Source organism: Streptomyces sp. SolWspMP-5a-2, from assembly GCF_900091845.1.
In the GTDB taxonomy this organism is placed as follows: Bacteria; Actinomycetota; Actinomycetes; order Streptomycetales; family Streptomycetaceae; genus Streptomyces; species Streptomyces doudnae.
In genome coordinates this window covers 1-10,600 of the sequence record NZ_FMCI01000209.1, presented here as the reverse complement: position 1 = coordinate 10,600, position 10,600 = coordinate 1, and the positions used below count along the sequence as shown (strand labels likewise).

10 protein-coding genes and 1 pseudogene are annotated in these 10,600 nt (G+C 73.9%); 9 read left to right on the top strand and 2 right to left on the bottom strand.

Translation table 11 applies throughout. From position 1 onward, the window contains the following. Positions 1–151 (bottom strand): annotated as a pseudogene (locus tag GA0115242_RS41785) (AraC family transcriptional regulator); the annotation flags it as partial. Positions 152–252: 101 nt separating this feature from the next. After that, on the bottom strand, positions 253–1,395 hold the full coding sequence (locus tag GA0115242_RS21450; RefSeq protein ID WP_093830904.1) for a YihY/virulence factor BrkB family protein: 1,143 nt from the start codon (positions 1,393–1,395) through the stop codon (positions 253–255). Between the two features lie 165 nt (positions 1,396–1,560). Here GA0115242_RS21450 and GA0115242_RS21445 point away from each other — a divergent pair, with 165 nt between their 5' ends. The 9 genes from GA0115242_RS21445 to cysC all read left to right on the top strand — a co-directional run bounded on the left by GA0115242_RS21445 (position 1,561) and on the right by cysC (position 10,559). After that, positions 1,561–3,186 (top strand): acyl-CoA dehydrogenase family protein, encoded by a 1,626-nt coding sequence (locus GA0115242_RS21445; RefSeq protein WP_093830902.1) that lies wholly within the window; start codon positions 1,561–1,563, stop codon positions 3,184–3,186. 402 nt (positions 3,187–3,588) lie between these two features. Continuing rightward, entirely contained in the window at positions 3,589–4,878 is a 1,290-nt protein-coding gene (locus GA0115242_RS21440; RefSeq protein ID WP_093830900.1) for a helix-turn-helix domain-containing protein, read from the top strand. A gap of 172 nt (positions 4,879–5,050) precedes the next feature. Next, positions 5,051–6,310 carry a hypothetical protein gene (locus GA0115242_RS21435; protein WP_093830898.1) on the top strand — a complete coding sequence of 420 codons (1,260 nt, stop codon included), beginning with the start codon at positions 5,051–5,053 and terminating at the stop codon, positions 6,308–6,310. A gap of 125 nt (positions 6,311–6,435) precedes the next feature. Continuing rightward, positions 6,436–7,008, top strand: coding sequence for a GNAT family N-acetyltransferase (locus GA0115242_RS21430; RefSeq protein ID WP_093830896.1), 573 nt, complete (start codon positions 6,436–6,438; stop codon positions 7,006–7,008). A 104-nt stretch (positions 7,009–7,112) separates the two neighbouring features. Continuing rightward, entirely contained in the window at positions 7,113–7,217 is a 105-nt protein-coding gene (locus GA0115242_RS42515; protein ID WP_359345682.1) for a putative leader peptide, read from the top strand. A gap of 126 nt (positions 7,218–7,343) precedes the next feature. Beyond that, positions 7,344–9,041 carry a nitrite/sulfite reductase gene (locus GA0115242_RS21425; RefSeq protein WP_093830894.1) on the top strand — a complete coding sequence of 566 codons (1,698 nt, stop codon included), beginning with the start codon at positions 7,344–7,346 and terminating at the stop codon, positions 9,039–9,041. Next, on the top strand, positions 9,038–9,217 hold the full coding sequence (locus tag GA0115242_RS21420) for a hypothetical protein (protein WP_093830892.1): 180 nt from the start codon (positions 9,038–9,040) through the stop codon (positions 9,215–9,217). The genes GA0115242_RS21425 and GA0115242_RS21420 overlap by 4 nt, the downstream gene beginning before the upstream one ends. Beyond that, the gene (locus GA0115242_RS21415) at positions 9,214–9,924 is read left to right on the top strand and encodes a phosphoadenylyl-sulfate reductase (protein WP_093830890.1); all 711 of its coding nucleotides are present in this window, start codon (positions 9,214–9,216) and stop codon (positions 9,922–9,924) included. The genes GA0115242_RS21420 and GA0115242_RS21415 overlap by 4 nt, the downstream gene beginning before the upstream one ends. After that, positions 9,921–10,559, top strand: coding sequence for an adenylyl-sulfate kinase (cysC, locus tag GA0115242_RS21410; RefSeq protein WP_237549208.1), 639 nt, complete (start codon positions 9,921–9,923; stop codon positions 10,557–10,559). The genes GA0115242_RS21415 and cysC overlap by 4 nt, the downstream gene beginning before the upstream one ends. Positions 10,560–10,600: the final 41 nt, after the last annotated feature.

The window sequence follows — 10,600 nt, the reverse complement described above, 5'->3', positions numbered from 1 at the left end:
CGCGCGTGTCGGGCCCGGCGACCAGCAGCGCGCCGTCGTCCCAGAGCAGGTCCATGCAGCCGTCGGGCAGGACCCGGCCCTGGCCGCCGCGCGGCGGCCCGACGCGCCAGACCACGGCCCCGGCCAGCAGCGACACCCGCTCCGCGTACACGCCCGCCAGGCTACGCCGGGTCGGCGCGGGGCGCCGGGGCCGAGCGGCTCACCGGCACCGACGGCACCGGCGTCCCGGGCGCCGTCGGTCCGCGGTCGCCCTCAGTGCCCGTCGCCCTTGGGCGGTTGCTGGCCCTTGGTGTGGGTGCGCAGCCGGGACGTCACGTCCTCCGGGGGCAGGAAGCGCGACCAGCGTTCCGGGAACTCCGACGGCATGTCCGGGTCGTCGGGGTCGTCGCCCTCCGCTCCGCGGTGGGCGGCGGCACGGGCGACGTACTCGGCGACCTGGGCCTCCCGCAGCCGTTCGTTGGTGGCGCGCGCGGCGGCGGTCGCGGCGGCCGGCCAGACCCGGTCGATGGCCGCGTTGACGGCGGCCCCGACGAGGACCGCGAACGCGGAGACGCCGATCCACAGCAGGACCGCGACGGGCGCGGCGAGGGAGCCGTAGATGGTGGGGCCCTCGACCGTGCTGGTGAGGTAGATGCGCAGCAGGAAGCTGCCGAACACCCACATGGCGAGGGCCACGAGGGCGCCGGGGACGTCCTCGATCCACGGGGAGCGGACCGGTACGGAGACGTGGTAGAGCGTCGTCAGGAAGGACACCGAGAGCACCAGGACGACCGGCCAGTACAGGACCTGGACGACGGTCGTGGACCACGGCAGGACGTTCACCACCGCGTCGGGGCCCGCCACCATCAGCGGCAGCGCGACCGAGCCGATCAGCAAGGCGACGACGAACAGCAGGAAGGCGAGCAGCCGGGTCTTGACGATGCCGCGGACGCCGTCGAGTCCGTACATGACGGTGATGGTGTCGATGAAGACGTTCACCGCGCGGGAGCCCGACCACAGGGCGAACAGGAAGCCGATGGAGATGACGTCGGGTCTGCCGCCCTTCATCACGTCGTGCAGGATCGGCTGCGCGATCTCCGTGACGCCCTTGTCCGACAGGACGGTCCTGGACGCCTGGAGGATGTTGTTCTCCAGGCTCTGGATGGTGTCGGCGCCGGTCCAGTCGTCGACGTAGCCGAGCAGCCCGATGAGGCTGAGCAGCAGCGGCGGGACGGAGAGGAGGGTGAAGAACGCGGCCTCGGCGGCGAGGCCCAGGATGCGGTACTCCATGCAGGAGTTGACGGTGTCCTTGAGGAGCAGCCAGGCGGTCCTGCGCTTGGAGACGTTCCGGTAGAGGGCACGCGCCCGGTGGAGACGGCCGGAGGGCCGCTGCGGGGAATCGCTTTCTGACTGCACGCCCTAAAGGTATCCGCCGACGCCGAGTCCGCTCATCCCCCGCCCCACCGCTCCCACCTGGAAGGCGCTGGATTCGAACGGTTTTTCCGCCCCGGTCGCGGGGACCGCCGCGGCCGCCGTGTCCGTCGTCGGCCGGACTCCGTGCGCCGGGATAGGTTCGCCCGCATGTCAGGTACCACGCACGAGGTGACCAATCAGGTCCCGCCGCTGACCGGCCACGACGTCTTCGGCACCGACCGGGTGCTCGCCGAGGCCGTCGGGCGGCACGTCGCGCCGGAGCTGCTCGCACCGGTCCGGGCCGAACTGGGCGAGCTGGGGCGGGCGGCGGGCTCCGCCCAGGTGCAGGAGTGGGCGGCGCAGGCCGACGGGAACCCGCCCCGGCTGCGCACCCACGACCGCAGCGGGGTCCGGGTCGACGAGGTCGACTTCCATCCGGCGTGGCACCGGCTGCTCGGCAAGGGGGTCGGGGCCGGGCTGACGTCGGCGTGGGACCGGCCGGGCGGGCACGTGAGGCGGGCGGCGGCGTTCATGGTGTGGACGCAGGCGGAGGCGGGCAACTGCTGCCCGCTGTCGATGACGCACGCGGCTGTGCCGGTGCTGCGGGCCGACCCGGAGCTGGCCGCCGAGTGGGTGCCGCGGCTGACGTCCGCGGTGTACGACCGCGAGCTGCGGCCGGCCCACCTCAAGGCGGGGTCCCTCTTCGGGATGGCGCTGACCGAGAAGCAGGGCGGCAGCGACGTGCGCGCCAGCACCACGGCCGCGCGTCCGCTCGCGGAGGCCGGCGCCTACGAGCTGACCGGGCACAAGTGGTTCTGCTCGGCGCCGATGTCGGACGGTTTCCTGGTGCTGGCGCGGGCGCCGGGCGGGCTCACCTGCTTCCTGGTGCCCCGGGTGCTGCCGGACGCCACCCGCAACGTCTTCCTGCTCCAGCGGCTCAAGGACAAGCTGGGCAACCGCTCGAACGCGTCGGCCGAGGTCGAGTTCGACGGGACGTGGGCGCGCCGGGTGGGCGAGGAGGGGCGCGGGGTGCGGACGGTGATCGACATGGTCGCCGCGACCCGGCTGGACTGCGTGCTGGGCTCCGCGGGCCTGATGCGGCAGGCCGTCGCGCTGGCCGTGCACCACTGCGCGCACCGCGAGGCGTTCGGGGCGCGGCTGGTGGAGCAGCCGCTGATGCGCAACGTGCTGGCCGACCTCGCGATCGAGTCGGAGGCCGCGACGGTGCTGGCGCTGCGGCTGGCCGCCGCCTGCGACGACGGCGAGGAGGCGCTGCTGCGGCTGGCGGTGCCGGTGGCCAAGTACTGGGTGACCAAGCGGTGTCCGGCGGTGGTGGTGGAGGCCGCCGAGTGCCTGGGCGGCAACGGGTACGTCGAGGAGTCGGGGCTGCCGAGGCTGGTGCGGGAGTCGCCGCTCAACTCGGTGTGGGAGGGCGCGGGGAACGTCCAGGCACTGGACGTGGTGCGGGCGTTGGGGCGGGAGCCCGCGGCGCTCGACGCGTATCTGCGGGAGGTCGGTGCGGCGCGCGGCGCGGACCGGCGGCTGGACGCGGCGATCCGGGAGCTGCTGACGTCACTGGCCGATCTGGACGGTGTGGAGGGGCGGGCCAGACGGCTGGCCGAGCGGCTCGCGCTGGTCCTGCAGGGGGCGCTGCTGGTGCGGTTCGCGCCGCCCGAGGTCGCCGACGCGTTCTGCGCGGCGCGGCTGGGCGGGGACGGCGGGTCCACGTTCGGGACGCTGCCGTCGACGCTCGACCTGGCGGCGGTGGTGCGCAGGGCCCGGCCGTCGGAGTGAGCCGCGCGGGGGTCCGGCGGGCGCGGTGGCGGGTTCCCGGTGCCGTCGGCGCGGCGGAGCGCGGGCGGGTGTGGCACCTGGCCGCGGCGGGTACCCCGGTGCCGGGACGCGGCGGGAGCCGGTCGGGTGCGGGGGTGGTGCCGCGCCGACACGGCACCACCCCCGACCCGTGGCCCGATCGAGGCCGGTGACACCGCCGGGCGGTGTCGCTCAAGTCTCGACCAGGGCGCGGACGTCCACCAGGGTTGCAGGGGGTTGCAACTTGCCGTCGGCTGGTGCCGGAGCGTGTCGTTCCGGCGGAGCCGACCGGCACTATGAGACGAACATTCAGGAATGACAGCGGTTTCCGTGACCGGAACACGACGGTGACCGGCTGTCCCGAGGCCGTCTTCAGGAGGTCCCGTGGTGCTCTCGCCGACGGACGCCGCGCAGCTCGCCGCCGTCGACACGGCGCGCGCCGCCCGGGTGTTGCGCGAGGTGCGTTCGGCCCGGCTCGCCGGGCAGCGTGTCCCGGTGGCGCCCCGTGAGGTGATCGAACGGTCCTGGGAGCGGGCGCTGCGCAGCGGGGTCGACCCGGAGCACGGTCACCGTTCCGGGCTGCTGTCGGCGGAGGAGGTGCGCAGGCGCCGGGAGTCGTCGGAGCTGCGGCACGTGCTGCCGGTGCTGCGGGAGGAGCTGCTCGCGGCGGCGGACGCGGCCCACCTCATCATGGCGGTGGCCGACGCGGAGGGGCGGCTGCTGTGGCGGGAGGGCAGTCCGCCGGTGCTGCGCCGGGCGGACGCGCTCGGGTTCGAGGTCGGCGCGGACTGGAGCGAGGAGGTCGTGGGCACCAACGGGGTGGGGACGCCCGCGGTGGTGCGGCGGCCGGTGCAGGTGTTCGCGTCGGAGCACTTCGCCCGCTCGCAGGCGTCCTGGACGTGCACCGGGGCGCCGATCTCGGACCCGCGGGACGGCAGGCTGCTGGGCGTGGTGGACGTGAGCGGCCCGCTGGAGACGGCGCACCCGGCGACCCTGGCGTGGGTGGGCTCGGTGGCGAAGCTGGCCGAGGCGCGGCTGCGGGAGCGGCACACGGCGTCGCTGGAGCGGCTGCGGGCGGTGGCGGCGGTGCCGCTGGCGCGCCTCGAGGGCCGGGCGGCGGTGGTGGACCGGGACGGCTGGACGGCGGCGGCGACCGGGATGCCGTACGTGACGCGCGTCGCGCTGCCCAAGTCCCTGGAGGCGGGCCGCCGGTGGCTGCCGCAGCTCGGGGTGTGCGCGGTGGAGCCGCTGGCGGAGGGCTGGCTGCTGCGGGCCTCGGAGCGGCCCGCGGCGGCGGACGGCACCCGGATCGTGCTGGATCTGACGCGGCGGCGGAGCTGGTCGGTGGCGGTGTCCGGGGCGGTGGACACCTGGCGCCACGAACTGAGTCCGCGGCACGCCGAGTTGCTGTGCCTGCTGGCGCTGCGGCGGGACGGGCTGAGCGCGGCGGAGCTGGCCGCGGAGGTCTTCGGGGACGTGGGCAGGACGGTGACGGTGCGGGCGGAGATGTCCCGGGTGCGGCGGTATCTCGGGGGGTTGCTCGACCATCGGCCGTATCGTTTCTGCGAGGACGCCGAGGTGGAACTGCTGCTGCCCGCCGCGCCGGACGGGCTGCTGCCGCACTCCACCGCGCCCGCGCTCGCCGAACTGAGGACCGGGTCGGGAGCGCCATGAGAGGGCCAATTGGTCACGCTGTGTGCTCAACACGTGGCATCTTCCGCATATTTGCCAGGTCTTCGTCACGAGCCGCACTCGACTGCCGTAGCATCCCGGTACGGGCCACCCCACCTGCTCCTGAATCAACGCACGGACCGTCAGGCGCAGTTGGCTCGCCTCGGGAGGTTCGATGACACAACGTGGCAGACACCGCAGGCGGAAGCGGGGCAGGGCGGTACGCGCCTTCCTGGCCGGAACCGCGCTGGCCCTGACCGCCGCCGCCACCATGATCAGCGCCTCGCAGGCCACGGTCGGCGACGACCCGGGGGCCCTGAAGCCGCTCGCCGTCTCGGCGGACACCGCCGGGCTGCGGCTCCAGGAGGACCTGGTGCCCCGGCAGACCCTCGACCGGCTGGCGGACGCGATGGGCAGACCCGTCGGCGTGCGCGCCGTCCTGGACGGCGCCGACCGCAGCCTGCGCACCGAGGCCGACTGCCGCACCGCCGAGCGGGCCTCCCTGCCGGTGCGGCCCAGGGCCACCCGCGCCTACTGCTGGAGCGAGGTCGACACCGAGGGCTGGCACCCCGGTGCCGTCACCACCTCGGGCGACGCGGACGACGACGGCCACTGGGGCGCCGACCGGGTGATCCTCTCCGGCTGGACCGAGGGCGGCGGGCGCGGCCTGGCCCGGGTCGCCTTCATCGACGCCACCGACCCCGCGCACCTGAGCTACACCTGGGCCCTGCTCGCCGTCCCGGTCGACGGCGGCCGCGACTACCGGGGCCTCTCCTCCGCCGTCGCCGGGATGGTCTGGTACCAGGGCAAGCTGCTGGTGACCACGGCCGACGGGCTGTACGTGTACGACATGCACCGCGTCCAGCGGACCACCGTGGAGAGCAGCGGGGTCGGCCGGGTGCGCGGCGGCTGGGCGGCCGGGGGCTACCGGTTCGTGATGCCCGCCGTCGGGGTCTACCGCACGGTCGGCGAGGGACCGCGCCCCTCCGCCCTCTCCCTGGACCGCAGCACCGCGCCGGACAGCCTGGTCGCGGGCGAGCGGGTCCCCGCGGAGAGCGGACGGCACACCCGGCTCTGGCGCTGGGCGTTCAGCTCCGACCCGGAGCGCGCCGGACTGCTGGCCACCGACTCCGCCGGACGCGCGCTCGCCGACGAGGCGTACGAGTCCAAGGCGGACGGGGTGCGGGGCGTGCTGTCGTACGGCGCGCACTGGTACCTGGACCGCGCGACGGACTCGCCCGCCGACCACGGCACGCTGTGGCGCCAGGACGCCGAGGACGCGCAGGCCGCGGAGTGCGGCACGGACGGGACCCGGCACTGCTGGAGCGGCGCGGGCTCGCTGTCGTACTGGGAGGAGACGGGCGAGGTGTGGTCGCAGTCCGGACGGACCCTGTTCGCGCTGCCGCTCTCCTCGATCGACCGCGCGGTGCGATGACCGGGAGGACCACGGCCGCCGGACCCGCGTGACCCGCCGCGGCGGCCGTCCGGCCGGTGGGCGCGCGGATCGGGACGCCCGGGGGCGATCGACAGGTCCGGGCGCCGGGTGATTCCCTGGCGGGCATGACGAACATCCCCGTGACCACCTGGTCTCTGGAGCAGACCGCCCCGACCGATCTCCTCCCGGCCGCCGCGCCGGAGGGTGACGTCAGGATCGTCCGCTCCGAGGTGCCCTCCCCCGAGTTCAGCCGGTTCCTGTACACCGCGGTCGGCGGCGACATCCGCTGGACCGACCGGCTCGGCTGGAGCCGGGCCCGGTGGGTCGACCACCTGGACCGCGCGGGCGTGGAGACCTGGGTGGCCTACGAGCGGGGCACCCCGGCGGGCTACGCGGAGCTGGTCCCGCAGGACGACGGGGTGGTGGAGATCGTCCACTTCGGACTGCTGCCCGCCTTCCGGGGCCGCCGCATCGGCGGACACCTGCTCGCGTACGGCGCCGCCCGCGCCTGGGACCTGGAGAGCAGGTGGCCGGGGATCGCCGCCACCAAGCGGGTCTGGCTGCACACGTGCAGCCTCGACGGGGAGCACGCGATGGACAACTACCGGCGGCGCGGCTTCACCCTCTTCGACACCAGGGTCGAGGAGGAGCCGGAGATCGCCACGCCCGGCCCGTGGCCCGGGGCACACCCCGCCTGACCTGCGCCCGCCCCGCCGTCCCGTGCCCTGGGGCCAGGACACCCGCGTCCCGCTCTGCGAGACAAGGGTGTCCGGATGGCGGACGAAGCTGGACTCTGTCCAGAATGCCGTGCCACGCTTCCGTCATGTCTGGAACTGGGATTGCCTTGGTGAGTCGGCGACACGTCGACCTCGGCCGCATGTCCAGCGCCATCTGTCCGGCGGGCTGACAGTCCCAGCAACGCCGACGTCTCCCGCTTCTTCCCGCAGGCCCGCGCAGCGCCGCGCCCGCCTGCCATGCGCCCGAACGCGCAGGTAAGAGCCGCCTTCCCGCCTGTCCCGGAGGACGTACCATCATGGCCGCCACCCCGCAGAACCCCGCTGCCCAGACTCCGCGCCGCAAGGCCGGCCGGCACCGCGGCGAGGGCCAGTGGGCCGCGGGGCACTTCACCCCGCTCAACGGCAACGAGCAGTTCAAGAAAGACGACGACGGTCTCAACGTACGGACACGTATTGAGACGATCTACTCAAAACGTGGATTCCAGTCGATCGACCCCAACGACCTGCGCGGCCGGATGCGCTGGTGGGGCCTCTACACCCAGCGCAAGCCCGGGATCGACGGCGGCAAGACCGCGGTCCTGGAGCCCGAGGAGCTGGACGACGAGTACTTCATGCTCCGCGTCCGGATCGACGGCGGCCGCCTCACCACCGCCCAGCTGCGGGTGATCGGCGAGATCTCGCAGGAGTTCGCCCGCGGCACCGCCGACCTCACCGACCGGCAGAACGTGCAGTACCACTGGATCCGGATCGAGGACGTCCCCGAGATCTGGAACCGCCTGGAGGCCGTCGGCCTCTCCACCACCGAGGCCTGCGGTGACACGCCCCGCGTCATCCTCGGCTCCCCCGTCGCCGGCATCGCCGAGGACGAGATCATCGACGGCACCCCCGCCATCGACGAGATCCAGCGCCGGATCATCGGCGACCCCGCCTTCTCCAACCTGCCCCGCAAGTTCAAATCGGCGATCTCCGGCTCGCCGCTGCTGGACGTGGCGCACGAGATCAACGACATCGCCTTCGTCGGTGTCGTCCACCCCGAGCACGGCCCCGGTTTCGACCTGTGGGTCGGCGGCGGCCTGTCCACCAACCCCAAGATCGGCCAGCGGCTCGGCGCCTGGGTCCCGCTCGACGAGGTCCCCGACGTCTACGAGGGCGTCATCTCGATCTTCCGCGACTACGGCTACCGGCGGCTGCGCACCCGGGCCCGCCTGAAGTTCCTGGTCGCCGACTGGGGCACGGAGAAGTTCCGCGAGGTCCTGGAGACCGAGTACCTGGGCCGCCCGCTGCTCGACGGCCCGGCCCCCGACCAGCCCGTCGAGCGCTGGCGCGACCACGTCGGCGTGCACCGGCAGAAGGACGGCCTGTTCTACGTCGGGTTCGCGCCGCGCGTCGGCCGGGTCGACGGCGCCACCCTCACCAAGATCGCCGAGGTGGCCGAGGCACACGGTTCGGGCCGGGTCCGCACCACCGCCGAACAGAAGATGGTCGTCCTGGACGTCGCCCAGGACCAGGTCGACTCCCTGGTCACCGCCCTGGAGGCGCTGGACCTCGCGGTCCGGCCGTCCCCCTTCCGGCGCGGCACCATGGCCTGCACCGGCATCGAGTACTGCAAGCTCGCCATCGTCGAGACCAAGGCGCGCGGCGCCTCCCTCATCGACGAACTGGAGCGCCGCATCCCGGAGTTCGACGAACCCATCACCATCAACATCAACGGCTGCCCCAACGCCTGCGCCCGCATCCAGGTCGCGGACATCGGTCTCAAGGGGCAGTTGGTCCTCGACGACGACGGCCGCCAGGTCGAGGGCTACCAGGTGCACCTCGGCGGCGCGCTCGGCCTCGAAGCCGGGTTCGGCCGCAAGGTCCGCGGTCTGAAGGTCACCGCCGAGGGGCTGCCCGACTACGTCGAGCGGGTCCTGACCCGGTTCCAGCAGGAGCGCGAGGACGGCGAGCGGTTCGCCGCCTGGGCCTCGCGGGCCTCCGAGGAGGCCCTGTCGTGAGCGAGCGGGCCGCGCCCTTCTACTGCCCCTACTGCGGTGACGAGGACCTGCGTCCGAGCGAGGCGGGCCACGGCGCGTGGGAATGCGCGGCCTGCAACCGCGCCTTTCAGCTGAAGTTCCTCGGGCTGCTCGCCCGCGGACTGAAGCCCACCGACCGAGCGGGAGACCCCCTATGACCGCCGTTCAGGAGAAGCACCGCACCGACGACCTCAAAGCCCTCGCCGAACAGGCGGGCCGCGACCTGGAGGACGCCACCGCGCCGGAGATCCTCCGCTGGGCGGCCGACACCTTCGGCCGCGCGTTCTGCGTGACGTCGTCCATGGAGGACGCGGTGGTCGCCCACCTCGCCTCCCGCGAACTGCCGGGCGTCGACGTCGTCTTCCTCGACACCGGCTACCACTTCCCGGAGACCATCGGCACCCGGGACGCCGTCGAGGCTGTGATGGACGTCAACGTCATCACCCTCACCCCCGCGCGCACGGTCGCCGAGCAGGACGCGGAGCACGGACCCCGGCTGCACGACCGCGACCCCGACCTCTGCTGCCGGATGCGCAAGGTCGAGCCCCTCGAACGCGGCCTGGCCTCCTACCTGGCCTGGGCGACGGGACTGCGCCGCGACGAGTCGCCGACCCGGGCGAACACCCCGGTCGTCGGCTGGGACGAGCGGCGCGGCAAGGTCAAGATCTCGCCGATCGCCCGCTGGACCCAGGACGACGTGGACGCCTACGTCGCCGAGCACGGCGTCCTGACCAACCCGCTGCTGATGGACGGCTACGCCTCCGTCGGCTGCGCCCCCTGCACCCGCCGGGTGCTGGCGGGCGAGGACGCCCGCGCCGGACGCTGGTCCGGCAGCGGCAAGACCGAGTGCGGGCTGCACGGATGACGGCCGCGGGCACCACCGCGGCCGGCCACCCGCCCGCCGACCCCGATCCCGTACCCGCCGACCCAGTACCCGCCACCGCCGACATCCAGGAGAACCACGTGACGACCGGAGCCACCGTCTGGCTCACGGGTCTGCCGAGCGCGGGCAAGACCACCATCGCGTACGAGCTGGCCGGGCGCCTGCGGGACGAGGGCCACCTCGTCGAGGTGCTCGACGGCGACGAGATCCGCGAGTTCCTCTCAGCGGGCCTCGGCTTCAGCCGCGAGGACCGGCACACCAACGTGCAGCGCGTCGGGTTCCTCGCCGAACTCCTCGCCCGCAACGGCGTCAAGGCGCTGGTGCCGGTGATCGCGCCCTACGCGGACAGCCGGGACGCCGTGCGCACCCGCCACCGGGAGAGCGGCAGCGCCTACCTGGAGGTGCACGTGGCGACGCCGGTCGAGGTGTGCAGCGAGCGGGACGTGAAGGGGCTCTACGCCAAGCAGGCGGCGGGCGAGCTGTCCGGGCTCACCGGGGTCGACGACCCCTACGAGGAGCCGGACGCGCCGGATCTGCGGATCGAGTCGCAGCACCAGACCGTGCGGGAGTCGGCCGCGGCCGTGCACGCGCTGCTCACCGAGAGGGGACTGGCATGACCGCCGCCGCTACCGTCCACGAGGGCGGCGAAGGCACGGGC